This window comes from Methylocaldum sp. GT1BB (assembly GCF_051027545.1).
Lineage (GTDB): Bacteria > Pseudomonadota > Gammaproteobacteria > Methylococcales > Methylococcaceae > Methylocaldum.
The window spans coordinates 323,925-343,935 of record NZ_CP194902.1; the positions used below are offsets into that span (position 1 = coordinate 323,925).

Consider the following 20,011-nt stretch of genomic DNA (forward strand, 5'->3'; position numbering starts at 1 on the left):
CCCCGGTCAAGCCGGGGGTGTGCTTCAATTCTCCGACACGGCCTAGTTCTTTTTATGGCCGTATCTCATGATATTGATACCCTTTAGAAGATTAAGGGCTTCGTTCAGCGGATAATCCTGCAGGGCCAAGGCCTCTTCACTCTTATCCCCTGCTTTGGTTTCGTCCTTCTTGAGCGGTTTCTCGGCTCCATTCTCGAGATGGTTTACCAAATCGGCTTCCTTGATCGGAGAAAACTCCGATTGGGCGGCCATTTCCAACTTCACCTTCGAGATCGGTACGTCCGGCGCGATGCCCTCCGCTTGAATGGAGCGTCCGGAAGGCGTGTAATAGCGCGCCGTGGTCAGTTTGACCGCGCCGCCATTGCTGGTCGGTAAGATTGTCTGCACCGAACCTTTGCCGAAGGTCTTTTCGCCCATGATGATGGCGCGTCCATGATCCTGCAAAGCACCGGCCACAATCTCCGAGGCCGAAGCGGAGCCGGAGTTTATCAGCACTACGATTGGAGCACCGTTCAGAACGTCATTCGGAGTCGCACTGAACCTCATCTTGGCGTCTTCGACACGACCATCGGTATAAACGATCAGGCCACTCTCCAAGAAGGCATCGCTAACCGCCACCGCCGCATTGAGAACTCCGCCGGGGTTATTGCGAAGATCCAGCACAACGCCCTTCAAGTCGCCTTTCTTTTTGAGCTCGCTGATGGCTTCGATGACATTGTCTCCAGTCTTGGACTGAAAGCTCGTAATGCGAACATAGCCGTATCCTTCCTCAAGAAGCCGGCTCTTTACGCTTTTGACCTTGATGACGTCGCGTACGATTTTAACCTTCAGCGGCTGCTCGACACCCTCGCGAACTATGGTCAACACGATCTCGCTACCCGGCTCGCCACGCATCATTTTAACCGCGTCGTTCAGGCTCATGCCTTTTACCGGCTTGTCGTCCAACCGGATAATGAGGTCGCCGGCTTTTATGCCAGCCTTCTGCGCGGGGGTATCGTCGATAGGCGCGATGACCTTCACGAAACCGTTTTCCATTCCGACCTCGATACCCAAGCCGCCGAACTGTCCGGTAGTACCGACCTTCAGCTCGTTATACTGCTCCTGATCCAAATACGCTGAATGCGGATCGAGACCAGCGAGCATTCCGCGAATGGCGTCTTCCAACAATTTCTGGTCCGTTACCGGCTCTACGTAATCCTGGCGTATGCGTCCATAAACCTCCGAAAAGGTTTTCAATCCTTCGAAGGGGATTGCATTTGTATCGCCACTGGCCTCCCGCTCGGCGAGGACGCTACTGCCCGTACTGATCAAAATGCCGAGCAGAACGCCAAAGATAAGAACCAGAAAATTTCTTTGTCGCAACATAGATTTTCCTACAACCAAAAACGCCCTGGATAAGGCCTCATAAATCAATCCGTAAAAAGTCAGTCTTTGTGACTGCACCATAACATAGGATTCACCGGTCTTCCTTTTTCGCGAATGCCAAAATAAAGTCCGGACTCCGCACGACCGCCGCTGGCACCGACTGTAGCGATGATATCACCGCCGTTCACCGAGTCCCCGACATTCTTATACAAACTCTGATTGAAAGCGTAGAGACTCATATATCCCTCGCCGTGATCGATAATGGTCAACAAGCCATAGCCCCGCAACCAATCGGAGTATGCCACCCTCCCCGCCGCAACGGCATGCACCGGCGCGCCCTCCGGTGCTCGTATAACGACACCATCCCAACGGCCACTCGCTCGCGGACTGCCGAACGACTCAAGCAGTGAACCCTTCGTCGGATATGTTAACTGACCATAAAGGGCGGAAAAGGGTCCTTTGCTGGCTGACCGATCTCGCGCCGAGTCGTCCGACAAAGGGCGAATGGCGGCAACCAGATCTTGCAGGCGCTCTTCATCCTCCTGGAGCCGCCTCAGCTGGGCGTCCTTATCCTGAAGGCTATGTTCCAAGTCGGCCAAAACCTCGCGTCGGGATTGTCGGAACTTATCCAACTCGAGGCGATCTTTTGCTACCTGCTCACGAGTGGATTGAAGCTTCGCCGCTTCGGCCGACGCTTGCTGCTGCAATTGCGAAACGGTTGTTAAATCCTTTTGCATCTCCCTCAGCAGCGAGAATCGAGCTTGACTCAGATAATTGTAATAAGCCAGCACGCGACTGAGCTGGCGTGGGTCTTCCTGATCCAACACCAGCTTCAGCCAATCTTGCCGGCCGGCGGCATAGGCCGCACGAGCTTGTCCTGTCAATGTTTTATATTGCGCTTTCACTGCCGCCCGCAACTCACTGCATTGGCGTTCCAAATCGTTCAAATGCCGCAATTGGGCTTGCGCTTGAATCTCGAGCTCTTTAAGCCGTTTTGCCAGACGTCCGTAGTCCCGCTCGATACCGCTCAATTGCCCGACCAGAGCTCGTCTGCGCGACTCTAGAGCGTCCCTGGACTTCTGGACCGTCTTAATACGCTCCCGAACCGTAGTTAGTTCATCCAAACGATCCTTTGGTTCCGAGACCGCCGCCGCGAAAGGCATTTTGAATGCTAGAGCCAGACAGAAAACTCGCGCGACTCGGTGACAGGACAAAACGGCAAACCTCAAATCAGCAACGATCGCCCCGTCATATCCGCCGGCTTTTCAAGCCCGATAATCGCGAGCAATGTCGGCGCGACATCGGCCAGACCGCCTCCGTCGCTTAACCTACCGGCTTTGCCTTTATACACGAGCGGCACGGGATTAACCGAGTGCGCGGTCTGAACTTCGCCGGTCGAAGGATCGATCATTTGCTCGACATTGCCATGATCTGCCGTAATCAGCATTTCGCCTCCGACCTTGTCGAGAGCCTCGACGACTCGACCCAATGCCTCATCCAAAGCCTCTACCGCCCGAATCGATGCGTCCAGGTTACCAGTATGACCAACCATATCCCCATTGGCGTAGTTACAGATGATGACGTCGTACTCGCCGGACTCGATCGCCTTGACCAATTCATCCGTCACTTCAGGAGCACTCATTTCCGGCTTCTGATCGTAGGTCTTGACCTTGGGCGACGGCACCAAGATGCGCGTTTCTCCGGGAAAGGGCGTTTCTACTCCGCCGTTGAAGAAAAACGTAACGTGAGCGTACTTTTCAGTCTCGGCCAACCGCAACTGCCTTAGACCATGCTTCGACAAGACTTCGCCCAGGCTGTTGGTCACGTCTTGCGGCGGATAAGCGACGGGAAACGTAAAGTCTTGATGATATTCCGTCAATGTAACAAACCCACCCAGCTTCGGAACGACCTCGCGTCGAAACCCCACGAAATCGGCCTCGTTGAGTGCGCGCGTCAGCTCTCGGGCGCGATCGGCCCGAAAATTCATGAATATCACGACATCGCCGTCCTTGAGAGTAATCGGCGCTTCACCGTCCGGAACGATTGAAGTCGCTTTGACGAACTCGTCGGACTCACCCCGCTCGTAAGCCAGCGTCAAGCCCTCGATCGCCGTTTCCGTGCGGTAATCGGCTTTTCCTTGCACGATAAGGTCGTATGCCTGCTGGATACGGTCCCAGCGATTATCGCGATCCATCGCGTAAAAACGGCCAATAATGGATGCAATCCGCCCTGCCCCCAGTTCTTCGAACTTCGAATCCATTCTGCGTATCGGGTCGCCTGCGCTCTTGGGTGGGGTATCTCGCCCATCCAGAAAGGCATGCACATAGACCTTTCTCAGCCCCTTCCTAACCGCGAGCTCCGCCATTGCATGAATGTGAATTTCGTGGCTGTGAACGCCGCCGGGCGACAGCAGTCCTAAAATATGGAGTGCCTTATCGTTCCGAAGGGCCTTGTCCACGGCTTCGCGCAGAACGGGATTGGTGTAAAACGAACGGTCCCTAGCCGCTTTACTGATCAACGTAAAATCCTGATTGATAAGTCGACCCGCCCCTAAATGCAAATGTCCCACCTCGGAATTGCCCATTTGATCGTCGGGCAAGCCGACGACTTCACCGGAGCAATCGAGCAACGTATGCGCGCAAGTATTCCACAGCTTCGTCCATGTCGGGGTTCTTGCAAGAGCGATAGCGTTATGGTCTTTGGTTTCGCTGTAACCAAAACCGTCCAGAATGATGAGGACAACAGGTTTAGGACGATTCAACTTCAAAGTATAATCTCCCTCTCGGTTTTTGCGCGTTTGCCTGGCAATAAAGGCTTTGTTGCTTCCCGCAGAAAAAATCAGTATGTCCCAATGGCCAAGCGGCCGCTTTCGCGGAAAGGAAAAGACCTCGAACTCAATATCGCCGGATAAATATGAATTTGAGAATGAGGCGCCATGGGCTTAGGCAAAGGGAAAAACGGAGTAGTATTTTAACTTTTTTTTGCAACCCCGTGTTGCTCGAGCAATCGCGGCTAAAGAGCGCACAAACTCTTACAATGCGAAGCCTCCGATGACCAAACCAAACGAGATACTGATTACGGAAGATGCCGATATCGCGCAGGCCGCCTATTGCCTGAAAGCCATGTCCCATCCGCTGCGACTCAAGATTTTATGCACTTTGGGGAACAATAAAGTCAGCGTTCAGGACATCGTCGAGCAGGTCGGCACGACTCAGAGCAATATCTCTCAGCATCTGGGCATTCTGCGCGATAAAGGTATTCTCGCCTGTAAGAAAGACGCTAACCGCGTGTACTATTACGTTGACGACGAGCGCACACTGCAGCTGATCAAGCTGATGAAAGAAGTATTTTGTCATCATTAGTTGGAGCCGAATTTTCTCTATGACTGTCACACCCGACCGCCTGTTGGAATTCCTGGGCAATCACTGGATCATGGCCAGCGGTTTGCTCATTGTTACGATTTTGCTGATTCAGGATTTTATCGACAGCGCCTTCCGTAAACACAAAGTAATCTCGCCGACGGAAGCCGTAAACCTGATGAATGATGAAAACACCATCATTATCGATGTCCGCGAACCGCACGAACATGCCAACGGCCATATCGAAAATGCGAAATTCATTCCCTTGGGCAAACTCGAGGAACGAGCACAGGAATTGGAGGCATACAAACAAAATCCCGTTATCGTAACCTGCCAGTCCGGCACGCGATCTCCCCAGGCCTGCAAGAAACTGACCGGTTTAGGCTTCACCCGAGTGTTTGAAATGAAAGGCGGCATGCTCGCATGGGAAGACCAAAAATACCCCGTCGTTAAGAAGCGGAATAACAAGTAATTCGCCCTCTCCCGATTTTTCCAAGCTTACGAAACAAATAAGGATTATCCATGGCCGAAGAAACCACTCAGCCAGAAAGACAGTTCGTCCTGCAAAAGATTTACGTTAAGGACGTCTCTTTCGAGACGCCGAATTCGCCGGAGGTATTCACGCTCAAATGGGAACCGAAGGTCGAATTCAACCTGTCGAGCAATGCGCAAAAGCTTCAGGAAAATCTGTACGAGGTCAGTCTCACCACGACGGTAACCGTTAAACTCGGCGAAAAAACCGCTTATTTGGTGGAAGTCTGCCAAGCGGGGATTTTCGCGATGGCGGGCTTCGACGACCAAGAACTCGGCCCTCTGATCGGTAGCTACTGTCCGAACGTTCTCTTTCCGTATGCGCGCGAGGCCGTTTCCGATCTCGTGACCAAGGGCGGTTTCCCGCCCATGCTCCTTGCCCCCATCAATTTCGACGCCTTGTACATGCAGCAGATGCAACAGCAGCAGGGCTCCGCCCCCACAAGCCATTAACGGGATAGTCCGCAATCGCCCACATGACAGCTGTATCAGTTCTCGGCGCGGGCTCATGGGGCACAGCCCTAGCCCTTTTGATAGCCCGCAACGGCCATCCCACTGTGCTTTGGGGGCATCGCCCCGAACATTTGGCCAAACTCAACGCCGCCCGGTGCAACGAGCGCTATTTACCCGGTGCGCGCTTTCCCGACAACCTCCGGGTCGTCGCGAATCTGGAAGAAGCCGTTAAGACCGCGGAAATTCTCGTAGTTGCGGTGCCCAGCCATGCATTTAGAAACCTCCTGATGGACCTGGCACCGCATCTCACCCCGGAATCCAAGATCGCATGGGCCACGAAAGGTCTGGAACTGCAAAGCGGAAAGCTTTTGCACCAAGTCACGGAGGACGTTCTGGGACCCGACATTCCCGCCGCCGTGCTGTCCGGCCCAAGCTTCGCCCGCGACTTGGCCGCCAATCTCCCGACCGCCATTACGGTAGCGTCACGGGAGATCGAATTCGCCAAAATGCTGGCGGGGCTGCTTCATAACAACCGATTCCGCGCATACACCACCGAAGACATCATCGGCGTTCAGTTGGGCGGGGCGACCAAGAACGTACTGGCTATCGCCGCCGGGGTCGCCGACGGCCTGGGCTTCGGCGCCAACTCCCGTGCGGCGCTGATAACCCGCGGACTCGCAGAGATGATGCGCTTGGGTTTGGCATTGGGTGGCAAACCGGAAACCTTCATGGGACTTGCCGGTGTCGGCGATCTCATTTTGACCTGCACCGACAATCAATCTCGAAACCGGCGCTTCGGCCTCGGGCTCGGCAAAGGGCTCCCGCGAGAGCAAGTCGCGGCCGAAATCGGCCAAGAAATCGAAGGGATTCTTACTACGAAGGTTATTTACCAGCTGGCGCAAAGTCTCGGGATCGAGATGCCGATTACCGAACAGACCTACAAAATCCTTTACGAAGGGCTCGCGCCTTTAGAGGCCGTCAACAATCTACTCCTGAGAGAACAGAAGCCGGAAGCCTTGGCCGGTTGAGCCTGCTTCGGTCAAACCCGTTCAATCGCTCCCGAAAAGCCGTTCTGCCGCCATGCTTCGTAAAGCACCAACGCTACGGTATTGGACAGATTCAGGCTGCGGCTTTCCGGTTTCATAGGCACGTAAAGAAGGCGCGGCTTCGGCAAGGAAGCCAGCAAGGTTTCCGGCAATCCCCTGGACTCCGGACCGAACAGCAAGGCGTCATTCGGGCGGAAGTCGGCATCCGCGTAGCAGCACCGCCCTTTGGTGCTGAGCGCGAACAGCCGCTCCGGCCGAACCCGTTCCAAGAATTCATCCAGTCCCCCGTATTCCCGCACATCTGCCCATTCCCGATAATCGAGGCCGGCGCGCCGCAACCTGGCGTCATCAAGCCGGAAGCCCAAGGGATGGATGAGATGCAGCCAAGCGCCCGTGTTGGCGCAGAGACGGATGATATTCCCTGTGTTCGGCGGTATTTCCGGCTCGTAAAGGACGATGTGGAACACGTTAGGACTTATTCACACCGAGGGCGGATCGGCTCCAGTTTCCAAATGTCGCGGTTGTACTCCGAAATCGTGCGGTCGGTGGAAAACTTGCCGCCAGCAGCGCAGTTTAGGATGCTCATTCTTGCCCACTGCTCTTGATCGAGGTAAGCAGCGGCCGCGCGCCTCTGGGCTTCTACGTAACTTTGAAAGTCGGCAGCCGTCATCCAAGGATCGTGCGGGCTTTTTATGGCATGGATGATGGGATCGAAAATTCCCGGTTCGAATTGGTTGAAGTGCCCGCTTTCCAAGAGATGCATCACCCGGCGCAGGTCGTCATTGCCGTTTATGACGGACTCGGGATCGTATTGGCCTCGCTTCGCCTCCACCTCCTCGGCGGTGAGGCCGAACAGGAAGAAATTCTCGGCCCCCACTTCCTGACGAATCTCGATATTGGCGCCATCGAGAGTACCGATAGTCAGCGCCCCATTCAGCATGAACTTCATGTTGCCGGTACCGGACGCTTCCTTACCCGCGGTCGAAATCTGTTCGGAAAGATCGGTGCCGGGACAAATGTATTCCATCGCAGTCACCCGGTAATTGGGCAGGAAGGCCACCTTGAGCAGCTCGCCGGCCGCAGCATCGCGATCGATCACATTGGACACATTACTGATCAATTTGATGATTCGCTTCGCCATGGCATAGCCCGGTGCCGCCTTGCCGCCGAATAGGACGCACCTCGGCGTCCAATTGGCCGTATCGCCGCGCTTAATGCGGTCATAGAGGTGAATGACATGAAGTACGTTGAGCAACTGGCGCTTGTATTCGTGTATCCGTTTAACCTGAACGTCGAACAGCGCATCCAGTTCGATATCCACGCCCAGCTCCGCTTTCTTATAGCGTAAGAGACGCTCCTTGTTATGGCGCTTGATTTCCCTCCAGCGTTGGCGAAACGCAGAATCATCGGCATATGCGGCCAGCTTGCCGAGTTGGGACAGATCGGTCAACCAACCCTCGCCTATCGTTTCCGTGATCAACGAGGCAAGCTTGGGATTACACCCGGCCAGCCAGCGGCGAGGCGTAATACCGTTGGTCTTGTTGTTGAACTTATTCGGCCACAGTTCGTAAAAATCGCGAAACAGCCCTTGCATGAGCAGATTGGAGTGAAGCTCCGCCACCCCGTTGACCGAAAAGCTCCCGACGATGGCCAGGTAAGCCATGCGAACCTGTTGCTCCCAGCCTTCCTCGATCAGGGACATCCGCGCCAATCGGTCCAGATCGCCCGGCCAGCGGTTGGCGACCTCACCCAAGAATCGCGCGTTGATGTCGAAAATGATTTCCAGCAACCGCGGCAACAATTGCCGGAACAGGCGCACCGGCCATTTCTCCAAGGCTTCCGGAAGCAGTGTGTGATTGGTATAAGCCATGGTACGCGAGGTGATGGCCCAAGCCTCATCCCAATGCAACCCATGCTCGTCCATCAAAAGGCGCATCAGCTCGGCTACGGCAATACTCGGATGGGTGTCGTTGAGCTGAAAACAATTCTTTTCCGCAAACCGACTGAAGTCCTCGCCATGCACCAGCACCCATTTGCGGATGACGTCCTGAAGACTGGCCGAAGCCAAAAAGTATTGCTGGCGTAGCCTCAACTCCTTTCCGTTCTCGCTTGCATCATTGGGATACAACACCATGGTGATGTTTTCCGCCATGTTCTTGGAACGGACCGCTTCGGTGTAATCTCCGGCATTGAAGTCTTGTAGATCGAATTCATCCGTGGCAGCCGCTTTCCACAGGCGCAGCGTGTTAACCGTACCGTTCTTGTAACCGGGAATCGGGATGTCGTACGGCACTGCGAGCACATCGTGGGTATCCACCCAGCGCCTCCTCGGGTGGGATTCGTCGCCGCCATAAGTATCCGTCCGCCCGCCGAAACGTATCCGCACCGTCAGTTCCGGACGCTCCAGCTCCCAGACGTGGCCGTTCCGCAGCCAATGATCGGGCTCCTCGACCTGATGGCCATCCTCGATGTTTTGCCGAAACATGCCATATTCGTAACGGATGCCGTAGCCCATCACCGGCAACTGCAGCGTCGCACAGCTATCTACGAAACAAGCAGCCAGCCGACCCAGCCCGCCGTTACCCAATCCGGCATCTTGCTCGCTCTCGACGATCTCCTCTAGATCCAGCCCCAGGTCGTGTAAAGTTTCGTGCAGAGGATCGTCGATCCCGAGATTGAGCGTGGCGTTACTCAAGGTCCGCCCCATCAAGAATTCCATGGATAAATAGTAAGCACGCTTGCAGTCCGCTTCCTCATAGGCGTAATGCGTATTCTTCCACCGCTCCATCAAGCGGTCGCGGACCGTCAAAGCGACCGCCGTGTAGGCATAGTGCGCGGATGCGCAGTACTTGTCGCGGCCGAGCGTGTAGCTGAAATGACGGCGGATGTCCACGGCCAAATCCTTGGCCTTCAACCCCAAGGCAGGCAGCTCGGTCAACCACGGTTTTCGCTTACTATTCACAAGACTTCGGTTTGGCATAGTCGGTCCGCTTATTTGGCAATTTCAGATTGGGCACGAAAAGCTCGTCGTTCCTCTGCGGCTGTCCGCAGACGACAAAGCCGGAAAGGGGCGATTATCGCATCAAAGCCGGAGCTGTTGACGATAAGCTTGCCGGTACTCGATTTCTTACACGTCCAGACTCAGCTCGCTGATCTTTCGTGTCAATGTATTGCGGCCGTAACCTAATAACTTTGCTGCTTCCTGGCGACGCCCGCGGGTGAATTGTAACGCCGTGGCGATCAAAATCCCTTCGGCTGAATCTATAGCTTCCTTTGCGACATTTCTATCCCCACGCCTCAAGCGCTTATCGACCCATTGCCGGAAACAATCTTCCCAACTGTCGACGACAGTAGAGGTACTCGCCTTAACACTCAGTAATTCCGGCGGCAGATCGTCCAGATGAACCTCCTTGCCCGCCGCCATAACCGTGATCCAGCGACAGGTATTCTCCAACTGACGCACGTTGCCCGGCCAATCGAGCCGACAAAGATAGTCCTCCACATCCGGCAACAAGACTTTTGTTTCCACCTTCAGCTCTTGACTGGCCTCCTTGAGGAAATGGTTCAGCAATAAAGGAATATCCTGGCGACGCTCCCGCAAGGGCGGGAGGTGAATGCGGATGACGTTCAACCTGTGGAACAAGTCCTCCCGGAAACGGCCTTCGGCGACAAGCGTATCCAGATTTTGATGAGTGGCGGCAATAATGCGGACGTCCACCTTGACCGGTGCGTGCGCACCAACGGGAAAAAACTCGCCGTCGGCCAACACGCGCAACAAACGGGTCTGCAAATCCGCGGGCATATCGCCGATCTCGTCCAAGAACAACGTGCCTCCGTCGGCTTGTTCGAAACGCCCGGCGCGGCGAGCCTGCGCGCCGGTAAACGCACCGCGTTCGTGGCCGAACAATTCGGATTCCAGCAGATCGCGGGGGATCGCCGCCATATTGAGGGCGATAAAAGGCTTGTCGGCCCGTGGACTATGGCGGTGCAGCGCCCGCGCAACCAACTCTTTCCCGGTCCCCGATTCGCCGTTGATCAGAACGGTGATGTGGGAGCGGGCGAGTCGCGCGATGGCGCGAAAAACCTCTTGCATGGCCGGCGCCTCCCCGATGATTTCGGGCGTTTCCTCGGCCACCTCGGGCGGACCTTGCTCTTGCCGCGCGCGCTGACTTTGTGCGCATGCACGCTGCACCAGATCAACGGCATCGTCCACATCGAACGGCTTCGGCAGATATTCGAACGCGCCGCCGTGGAATGCCGAGACCGCGCTCTCCAGATCCGAGTGCGCCGTCATGATGATGATGGGAAGTTGCGGATGCTTGATCTGCAGCTGCCGCAAAAGCTCCAGCCCGTCCATGCCCGGCATCCGAATATCGGTCAATATGGCATCGGGCTTGCCCTGATCGAGAGCATCGAGCAATCCGCCGGCGTTCGAAAAACAGCGCGCGTGTATCGATGCCTTTTGCAAGGCCTTTTCCAAGACCCAGCGGATCGAGCGATCATCATCAACCACCCATACTTGGGCTGAACTACTCATGGTCCTTCTCCAAAGGCAGGAAAATAGAAAAAACCGTGTTGCCCGGGGAACTCGAGCACTCGACCAATCCACCATGCTGATTGATCAAGGACTGTGCGATCGACAGGCCTAAACCGGTACCGTCAGCGCGCCCGGTTACCATCGGGTAAAAAATCTGACCGAGCAACTCCGGCTTGATACCCGGACCATCATCGATGATGTCGATCTTGACGGCCATCGGGTTGCGCCTATGACCAATGGTCACCTGGCGATGGATGCGCGTGCGAATCAGGATGTGCCCTTTCTTCCCTACCGCCTGCGCCGCGTTGCGCACGATGTTCAAGATCGCTTGAATCAGCTGATCGCTATCGCCATTCACCAACGGCAAACTCGGGTCGTAGTCTCTTTCGATGACGACGCTTGGAGGAGCCTCCACCTGCACCAACTGACGCACTCTCTCCAGTACCCGGTGGATATTGAGCCGGCTTTTCCGCGGCGGTTTGTTGGGCTCAAGCATCCGGTCGACCAGCGATTGCAGGCGGTCGGATTCCTCCATGATGATTTTCGTATACTCCCGCATCTCTTCTTCGACCAACTCCCTGTCGAGCAACTGCGCCGCACCGCGCAGACCGCCCAAAGGGTTCTTTATTTCGTGGGCCAATCCCCGCAACAGCATGCGAGCGGCGTTCTGCTGTGCCAGAAGCTGCTCTTCCATGGAGATGCGCAAATGCCGATCCACCTGTTCAATCTGCACCAATGCGGCGACCGGTTTATCCTGCTCCAGCATCGGCGTGATCGTGAAATTGACCGTAATAGCTTGAGACGGAAGACCCAACGACAAATTTCGCTTGGTCAACGATTCACCCTGTTGCAAGGTTCGTTTCAAATCTTTCTCGATGTTCTGATCGTATAGAAAGAAAAGCTCTTTGGCCCCCGAACCCAGAACCTGTCGTGCACTCACTGCGAACAACATTTCCCCGGCCACATTGATATAAATCAGGCGGTACGCGGGATCGAAAACCAACACGGCGTCCGTTAAATGATCGAGGATGCGTTGATATAGTGGAATGGGATCTGGGTTATTCATTACGATTTGAAAAGCAAGATGGAGGCCAATTGTCCATGCAAGCTGCGCTTGATTGTAGGTGCCTCAAGACCTATAGAACTCAGCAGCGGACACTCGCGGCCACAGAACCTCAGGCAATGCGCACCATCTTGGTGCATATTAGACCGATTTGCTGAAACATCTGTTCCATTTGAAGTTATTTCGGAATTTACCAATATAGATAATCCAACACTCGACAAAGGCGCTACCGCCCGAGCCAGTCACTTTTGAGCTCACATTCGCCCTTTCGGACTTGTCACTGGGATAGACAGCCTTGTTCAGCCGAATGAATCGCCAGACTACTCTTTACGCGAGCTCTCTATAGCGTCTCGGATTCGGAAAATACCCGAACAAAAAAAAACGCCCCATAAAGGGGCGTTTTCAGATTCGGGCCGAATAGCCGTTTAGAGGCTGTAATACATATCGTATTCAACCGGATGCGTGCTCATGCGCAGACGGGTGACTTCCTGCATCTTGAGGTCGATGTACGCATCGATCGCATCATTGGTGAAGACGCCGCCGCGAGTCAGGAATTCGCGATCCGCACTCAATGCATCCAGCGCCATATCAAACGCATGACAAACCTGCGGAATGCTCTTCTCCTCTTCCGGCGGCAAATCGTAAAGATCCTTGTCCATGGCGTCGCCCGGGTGAATCTTGTTTTGGATACCGTCGAGACCGGCCATCAGCATGGCTGCGAAAGCAAAATATGGATTGGCGGTGGAATCAGGGAAACGAACCTCAATGCGGCGCGCTTTCGGATTAGTGACATACGGAACGCGGATCGATGCCGATCGGTTGCGGGCGGAATAAGCCAACATGACCGGCGCCTCGAACCCCGGCACCAAGCGTTTGTAGCTGTTGGTGGACGGGTTGCAGAAGGCATTCAAAGCTCTCGCATGCTTGATAATGCCGCCGATGTAAAACAGCGCCAACTCAGAAAGGCCGCCATACAAATCACCGGTAAACAAGTTCACGCCACCCTTGGACAGTGATTGATGAACATGCATGCCGTTGCCGTTGTCGCCGACCAGCGGCTTCGGCATGAAGGTCGCGGTCTTGCCGTAAGCGTGAGCGACATTGTGTACCACGTATTTGAGGGTAAGCACCTCATCCGCCTTCCGGACCAACGTACCGAACTTGACGCCGATTTCGCACTGTCCGGCGGTCGCCACCTCGTGGTGATGAACCTCGACGATCAGCCCCATTTCTTCGAGCGTATTGCACATGGCCGCGCGCAAGTCCTGCATGGAGTCAACGGGCGGCACCGGAAAATAGCCGCCTTTGATGCCGGGACGATGGCCGATGTTGCCGTCTTCGTAAACTTTTTCGGTGTTCCAACTGGCTTCTTCGGAATCGACTTTATAGAACGAACCCTGCATGGAAACGCCCCAGCGCACATCGTCGAATACGAAGAATTCGTTTTCTGGCCCGAACAGCGCGGTATCCGCGATGCCCGTGGATCTCATGTAAGCTTCAGCACGTTTGGCGATGGAGCGAGGATCGCGCTCATAACCCTGCATGGTAGAGGGCTCGACGATATCGCAGCGCAAAATCAGGGTTGGATCGTCGAAAAACGGATCGATAACCGCCGTCGTCGGATCAGGCATCAGGATCATGTCCGACTCGTTGATGCTCTTCCAGCCCGCAATAGACGAACCGTCGAACATCTTGCCGTCTTCGAACATGTCCTCGTCCACACTGTGCGCCGGAATGGAAACATGCTGTTCCTTGCCCCGAGTGTCGGCAAACCGCAAATCAACGTATTTGACCTCCTTTTCCTTCATCAGCTGAAGTACATCTTGTGGCGTCATTCTTTATCTCCCGAATATTAGGGTTGTAAAAATCTCAAGCGGGTAATTAAACAAAAATTGTACCAATAGAAAAACGCTGTTATCTCCCGGAATTACAATAGTGCAACAACTTGTTCGCAAAACAAAAACGCACCATTAATGTGCATACGACCCATTTCAGTGCCGTTTACGGAAGAAATCCGCGAATTCCCGCCACGCCCTGAGCCCCATGGGACTTTGCAACGTCCACATCCGCTGGAGACACCCCCCCCAAAGCGAAGACCGGAATATTTACCTGATCCACCAACTCGGCAAAAGTTATCCATCCTAGCGGCACGGCATGGGGGTGGGTGGGCGTGGACAGCACAGGGGCAAGAACGGCCAGATCGACGCCGATTCGCTCCGCGTGCTTCAGTTCACCGAGATTGTGACAAGATGCGGCAACCCACCGGGCTTTCTCCAATGGCCGTTCACTCAAGCTCATCAGTCTTTGTGCCGTAAGATGAAGCCCCGCGGCGGACGTCCCGACCACCCAGCACGGATCCGCATTCAGAAGTAGGATCGCGCCCCGTTCCCGGCAGTACTCCACAGCATAATGCGCCAACGCCTCGTATTGGTGCACACCCAATCGGCGCGCCCGTAATTGGATCAAACCGGCTCTGCGCGACACCAGATGGTGCAAACGCTCGCGCAAAAGCGCCTCATCGCCCGATTCATCGTCCAGAATCGCATACTGATCGGGAAGTCTGGCAGCCGTTACGATGGGGCGATTCGCGGCCGGAAATGCGAAGCCGGGCAATTCGTCTGGCGAAACCCAACGAATCGGCTGTCCCTGCATGCCGATTGGCGTCCCCTCGAACCGGTCCACCCGCCACACATCCAGCAGTACGCAACGCTCCGGATAAGCGTGACGAATCCGAATCAAGGGCGATGCCTCTATCACTTCGAGGTTAAGCTCCTCGCGGATTTCTCTGGATAAAGCTTCCTTTGCGGTTTCGCCGGCTTCCAGCTTGCCTCCCGGAAACTCCCAAAGATCCCCTTGATGGACGTGGGCGAGGCGCCGCGCAATGAGAATTTGGCCGAGTCCGTTCCGGATGACACCGGCGGCTACATGCAACTCGGAGCAACCGCTCACCGGGATACGTTCAGCCTCGACTAGGTTCGATATTCCGCGTTGATGCGGACGTAATCGTAAGAGAGATCACACGTCAGGACACGCTGATGCGCGCTCCCCCTCCCCAGCACAACGCGAATCAGGATGTCATTCTCAGACATCACGGCTCTCCCGGCCTCCTCGGTGTAACTCATGGCGCGTCCTCCATTTTCCACGATCAGCACGTTCCCCAACCATATAGAAACGCCCGATATATCGAGATCGGCGCAGCCTGAACGACCGATCGCAGCCAAAATCCGGCCCCAGTTCGGATCGCTGGCGAAAAAAGCGGTTTTGACCAGAGGCGAATGGGCGATAGACTTGGCCACATTCCGCGCTTCGGTTTCATCCCTGGCCTCTTGGACCTCTATCCGCATCACCTTGGTGGCGCCTTCGCCGTCCCGCACGATGGCTTCAGCCAAGTCTTCACAAACCTCCCGAACCGCTCGGGCCAGGAGAGGGAAATCCACGCTTTGCCGGCTAAGTTCGGGATTACCGGCTCCGCCCGTTGCGAACAGAACGCAGGCGTCATTAGTCGAGGTATCGCCGTCCACCGTGATCAAATTAAAAGAACCGTCGGCGGCGTCGCTCAAGCAAGCCTGCAAACTAGCCGGTTCAACCTTCGCGTCGGTGGCAATGAAGGCCAGCATGGTGGCCATATCGGGGTGAATCATGCCGGCGCCTTTGGCGATGCCAGTGACGGTCACCGATACTCCAGCCAGATTGACAGTCCGGCTTGCACCTTTAGGCCGCGTATCGGTCGTCATGATGGCCCTTGCCGCGCGCGTCCATCCCGCCTCGTCCAAGGCGCTCAGGGCTTTGGGCAAAGCCGATTCGATCTTTTCCACCGGAAGATATTCGCCGATTACACCGGTCGAGAAAGGAAGCACCTGCTCGGCCGCCGCGCCGGTCAGCCGGCCGAGCGTCCGGCAGGTCCGACGAGCATCGTCCAGCCCTCGCTGGCCGGTTCCGGCATTGGCATTCCCGGAATTGACCAAGAGCCAGCGTGGATGGTGTCCGAGATGATCTCTCGCCACGATCACCGGCGCGGCGCAAAAGGCATTTCGGGTAAAAACGGCCGCACAGGTAGACCCTTTGGCTGCTTCGATCACCACGATATCGTCACGATCGTTCCGCTTGATGCCGGCACAGGCCGCACCGAGCCGGACGCCTTTTACGGTTGCCAGGGTCAACTCTTCGCTCAAGACGCTCATACGCGGCGATTTCAATCCAATTTGCCGTGGCAGTGCTTAAATTTCTTCCCGGAACCGCAAGGGCAAGGCTCGTTACGGCCCACTTTGGCGACGTCCCGGATATAAGGCTGTGCGGGCCGTGGTTTAACCGGCTTTTCCTCGACCTCCGCCTCTTCAGGTTCCGCAGTCAGTGCGTGTGCCTCGGCATGTTCGAAATGCATTTCTTGAGGTACGGCGCGGCGCTGTTCCTCCATGACATTGACTTCTTCTTCGCTGTGCACCTGAACCTTGGATACGATGCCGATCACCTCGTGTTTAATCCCGTCCAGCATGGAGGTGAACATCTCGAACGCTTCGCGCTTGTATTCCTGCTTCGGATCCTTCTGCGCATAACCGCGTAGATGGATGCCCTGGCGCAGATGGTCCATGGCCGCCAAATGCTCTTTCCAGGCGTTATCGAGAACTTGCAGCATCACCGTTTTCTCGAAATGACGCATGACCGATTCGCCTATAACGGCACTCTTTGCCTGATAAACCGCATCCAGCTGATCGATGATTTTCTGGAGCAGGCGGTCCTCATCCAGCCGCGAATCTTCATCCAGCCATTGTTGCGCCGGCAGCTTCGATCCGAGTTCCCGCAATAGCGTGTCTTCCAGACCCTTGACGTCCCACTGCTCTTCAAGGGTGTGCGGCGGAATGAACTGGGTGAATATCTGGCCGACAACGTCCCGACGCATGTTCGTGATCGCCTCGGAAATATCGTCCGCCTCCATCAGTTCGTCACGCATGTGATAAACCACCTTGCGCTGATCGTTGGCGACATTGTCGTAATCCAGCAACTGCTTGCGGATGTCGAAGTTGCGCGCTTCAACCTTGCGTTGAGCGCTCTCGATCGCCCGTGTCACCCATGGGTGTTCGATCGCCTCGCCTTCCTTCATTCCCAGCTTTTGCATGAGCACGGCCACCCGATCGGAAGCGAAAATCCGCATCAAGGGATCTTCCAAGGACAAATAAAACCGTGATGAGCCGGGGTCACCCTGCCGTCCGGACCGTCCCCGCAACTGGTTATCAATGCGCCGAGATTCATGCCGCTCCGATCCGATGACGTGCAAGCCGCCTGCTTCCACAACCTGAGCGTGACGGACTTTCCACTCCTCTTTCAAGCGAGCGACGGACCCCTGATCGCTGGGATCGATAGCCGCCAAATCCTCTTCCAGGCTGCCGCCGAGAACGATGTCGGTGCCGCGGCCCGCCATGTTGGTCGCAATAGTGACCGCACCGGGCTGACCGGCTTGCGCAATGATATGAGCTTCCTGCTCGTGATGCTTGGCGTTCAGCACCTGATGCGGAATGCCTTCCTTACGGAGGAAAGTCGCCAAGAGTTCCGAGTTTTCGATGGATGTAGTCCCCACCAGCACCGGTTGGCCGCGTTTCACGCACTCGCGGATATCCTCGATGATGGCGCCGTATTTCTCACGAACGGTGAGGTAGACGAGATCACCGAGATCTTGGCGGACCATGGGCCTATTGGGCGGAATGACGACAACTTCGAGGCCGTAAATCTGATGAAACTCCGGGGCCTCGGTATCGGCCGTACCGGTCATGCCGGCCAGTTTTTCGTACAGGCGGAAATAGTTCTGAAACGTGATGGAGGCCAGCGTCTGGTTTTCGTTTTGAACCGGAACGTTCTCCTTAGCCTCGATCGCCTGATGCAGCCCTTCGGACCAACGACGTCCCGGCATCGCGCGGCCAGTGAACTCGTCCACGATGATCACCTGGTTTTCCCTAACGATATAGTCGACATCCCGCTGGAACAGCGCGTGAGCCCGCAATCCGGCATTGATGAAATGCATGAGTCTGATGTTGACGGCGTCGTACAGACTTTCGTCTGCATTGATCAATCCCTGCTGAACCAGCAACTGCTCGATGCGCTCGTGCCCCTCCTCCGTAAGGTAGACTTGCCGGGATTTTTCGTCGACGCTGTAATCGCCGCGAGCGCCTTCTTTTTCCTGACGCTTGAGATGAGGAATAAAGGCGTTGATCTTATGGTAAAGGTCGCTGCGGTCCTCGGTCGGCCCCGAAATAATGAGAGGCGTCCTGGCTTCGTCGATCAAGATGGAGTCGACTTCGTCGACGATCGCAAAATATTTTTCCCTCTGCACCCTCTGGTCGCGGGAAAATGCCATATTGTCCCGGAGGTAATCGAAGCCGAACTCGTTATTGGTACCGTAGGTAATGTCGGCCGCGTAGGATTCCCGGCGCTGCTCCGCGTTCAGACTGCTGACTATGACGCCCACGGAGAGTCCGAGGAAGTTATAGAGCTTGCCCATCCATTCGGAGTCTCGGCGCGCCAAATAGTCATTGACGGTGACGACATGTACGCCTTTACCGGGCAGTGCATTCAGATAAGCGGCCAGGGTGGCGACCAGCGTCTTGCCCTCGCCGGTTTTCATTTCCGAGATCTTCCCGTCATGGAGCACCATCCCGCCTATCAACTGAACATCGAAGTGGCGCATGTTCAGAACGCGGCGAGATGCTTCCCTGACGGCGGCGAAAGCCTCTGGGAGTAACGCATCGAGCATCTCACCCTCGTTCAGGCGGTCTCTGAATTCTTGGGTTTTCCCTCGTAACGCCTCATCGGATAGATTCTGGAACTGAGGTTCCAGCGCGTTGATCTTCTTGACGAGTTTTCTTTTTCTATTGATGATTCGCTCGTTGCGACTGCCAACGATCTTCTTTACTAGCTTGCCTAGCATTGCGGTTTAATTCCGAGTCCAAACGAAAAATAATCCAACGATGATACCGCAAAACCATGGTATTTATAATGAGTCGAGGGCCATATCAGACGTTGGCGAGAAATTGAGGCAAATTCGAACAGGTTTGCTGGGTTCGATTCGGCTAACCGCGACTACCATGGAGGGCTGATTTCGAAGATGCGCCAACCAGAATCCGTTGCCGGTCTATTTCAAGGCGCCGCGATCCAAGGGCTCCTGATCCAGGTAGAAAAACACCGCCGCGTACTCGATGTGGCAAAAAGAGCACTGCCAGGCTTTCTTGCGGACCATTGTGTAGACTGCGTGGTCAAGCCGGACCGCCTGATTCTTTACGTGGACTCGCCGGCTTGGGCCTCACAAATACGCTTTTATGCCTTGCACCTCTTATCCAAGGTTCAGCAATCGACCGGATACCGGTTCAACGATTTACTGATTCGTAACGCACTGCCTGCCGCAGCAAGACCTCTCGACAAACCAGTTCTCGCCTTGCCATCCGGCTTCGCCGCCGAGGTACTGAAAAATAGCGCATTGTCGACATCTTCCGGGGAACTTAAGGAAGCGCTGCTGCGGCTGAGCGCAACAGTGCAGGCACTGAGGAACGCCGACCCCGGAAAAGAAAATCAATAAAAAACAGCGTCGAAAATTCAGCCGACAGAGATCGTTTGCCCCTGGACTGATGCCCAAATTACGGGCACGCGAGAGAAGTCCAACCCGGCAGCTGGA

General features: G+C 55.4%; 16 protein-coding genes. 5 read left to right on the plus strand and 11 right to left on the minus strand.

Annotated features, from left to right (window positions below):
• Positions 1–42: 42 nt before the first annotated feature.
• The 3 genes from ACR2TX_RS02705 to gpmI form a co-directional block, all read right to left on the minus strand.
• Positions 43–1,365, minus strand: coding sequence for a S41 family peptidase (locus ACR2TX_RS02705; RefSeq protein ID WP_077728461.1), 1,323 nt, complete (start codon positions 1,363–1,365; stop codon positions 43–45).
• 59 nt (positions 1,366–1,424) lie between these two features.
• Entirely contained in the window at positions 1,425–2,396 is a 972-nt protein-coding gene (locus ACR2TX_RS02710) for a murein hydrolase activator EnvC family protein (RefSeq protein WP_434101532.1), read from the minus strand.
• A gap of 194 nt (positions 2,397–2,590) precedes the next feature.
• Positions 2,591–4,126: a 2,3-bisphosphoglycerate-independent phosphoglycerate mutase gene (gene gpmI, locus ACR2TX_RS02715; protein WP_434132396.1), complete on the minus strand. Its 1,536-nt coding sequence runs from the start codon at positions 4,124–4,126 to the stop codon at positions 2,591–2,593.
• Between the two features lie 289 nt (positions 4,127–4,415).
• Here gpmI and ACR2TX_RS02720 point away from each other — a divergent pair, with 289 nt between their 5' ends.
• Genes ACR2TX_RS02720 through ACR2TX_RS02735 form a run of 4 tightly spaced genes read left to right on the plus strand, consistent with a single transcriptional unit; the run spans position 4,416 to position 6,736 of the window.
• Entirely contained in the window at positions 4,416–4,727 is a 312-nt protein-coding gene (locus ACR2TX_RS02720) for an ArsR/SmtB family transcription factor (protein ID WP_077728464.1), read from the plus strand.
• Positions 4,728–4,746: 19 nt separating this feature from the next.
• Positions 4,747–5,196, plus strand: a complete 450-nt coding sequence (locus ACR2TX_RS02725) for a rhodanese-like domain-containing protein (RefSeq protein ID WP_077728465.1) — start codon at positions 4,747–4,749, stop codon at positions 5,194–5,196.
• A 50-nt stretch (positions 5,197–5,246) separates the two neighbouring features.
• Positions 5,247–5,708, plus strand: a complete 462-nt coding sequence (gene secB, locus ACR2TX_RS02730) for a protein-export chaperone SecB (RefSeq protein WP_077728466.1) — start codon at positions 5,247–5,249, stop codon at positions 5,706–5,708.
• Between the two features lie 14 nt (positions 5,709–5,722).
• Positions 5,723–6,736 carry an NAD(P)H-dependent glycerol-3-phosphate dehydrogenase gene (locus tag ACR2TX_RS02735; RefSeq protein WP_434132397.1) on the plus strand — a complete coding sequence of 338 codons (1,014 nt, stop codon included), beginning with the start codon at positions 5,723–5,725 and terminating at the stop codon, positions 6,734–6,736.
• A gap of 11 nt (positions 6,737–6,747) precedes the next feature.
• Here the strand turns inward: ACR2TX_RS02735 and ACR2TX_RS02740 are convergent, their stop codons facing one another.
• The 8 genes from ACR2TX_RS02740 to secA form a co-directional block, all read right to left on the minus strand.
• Positions 6,748–7,221, minus strand: a complete 474-nt coding sequence (locus tag ACR2TX_RS02740) for a tRNA (cytidine(34)-2'-O)-methyltransferase (RefSeq protein WP_077728468.1) — start codon at positions 7,219–7,221, stop codon at positions 6,748–6,750.
• Positions 7,222–7,229: 8 nt separating this feature from the next.
• The gene (locus tag ACR2TX_RS02745; protein ID WP_077728469.1) at positions 7,230–9,734 is read right to left on the minus strand and encodes a glycogen/starch/alpha-glucan phosphorylase; all 2,505 of its coding nucleotides are present in this window, start codon (positions 9,732–9,734) and stop codon (positions 7,230–7,232) included.
• A gap of 147 nt (positions 9,735–9,881) precedes the next feature.
• The gene (gene ntrC / locus ACR2TX_RS02750) at positions 9,882–11,291 is read right to left on the minus strand and encodes a nitrogen regulation protein NR(I) (RefSeq protein WP_077728470.1); all 1,410 of its coding nucleotides are present in this window, start codon (positions 11,289–11,291) and stop codon (positions 9,882–9,884) included.
• Positions 11,284–12,357, minus strand: coding sequence for a nitrogen regulation protein NR(II) (gene glnL, locus ACR2TX_RS02755; RefSeq protein WP_133717633.1), 1,074 nt, complete (start codon positions 12,355–12,357; stop codon positions 11,284–11,286). Before glnL ends, ntrC begins: the two co-directional genes overlap by 8 nt.
• 422 nt (positions 12,358–12,779) lie before the next feature.
• Positions 12,780–14,189 carry a glutamate--ammonia ligase gene (gene glnA, locus ACR2TX_RS02760; RefSeq protein ID WP_077728472.1) on the minus strand — a complete coding sequence of 470 codons (1,410 nt, stop codon included), beginning with the start codon at positions 14,187–14,189 and terminating at the stop codon, positions 12,780–12,782.
• A 166-nt stretch (positions 14,190–14,355) separates the two neighbouring features.
• Entirely contained in the window at positions 14,356–15,303 is a 948-nt protein-coding gene (locus ACR2TX_RS02765) for a Nudix family hydrolase (protein ID WP_077728473.1), read from the minus strand.
• A 20-nt stretch (positions 15,304–15,323) separates the two neighbouring features.
• Complete coding sequence (gene argJ, locus ACR2TX_RS02770; protein WP_347257250.1) at positions 15,324–16,535, minus strand: bifunctional glutamate N-acetyltransferase/amino-acid acetyltransferase ArgJ; 1,212 nt, start codon at positions 16,533–16,535, stop codon at positions 15,324–15,326.
• An 11-nt stretch (positions 16,536–16,546) separates the two neighbouring features.
• On the minus strand, positions 16,547–19,270 hold the full coding sequence (gene secA, locus ACR2TX_RS02775) for a preprotein translocase subunit SecA (RefSeq protein WP_077728474.1): 2,724 nt from the start codon (positions 19,268–19,270) through the stop codon (positions 16,547–16,549).
• A gap of 177 nt (positions 19,271–19,447) precedes the next feature.
• Here secA and ACR2TX_RS02780 point away from each other — a divergent pair, with 177 nt between their 5' ends.
• Entirely contained in the window at positions 19,448–19,915 is a 468-nt protein-coding gene (locus tag ACR2TX_RS02780) for a DciA family protein (RefSeq protein ID WP_077728475.1), read from the plus strand.
• The last annotated feature ends 96 nt before the right edge of the window (positions 19,916–20,011 follow it).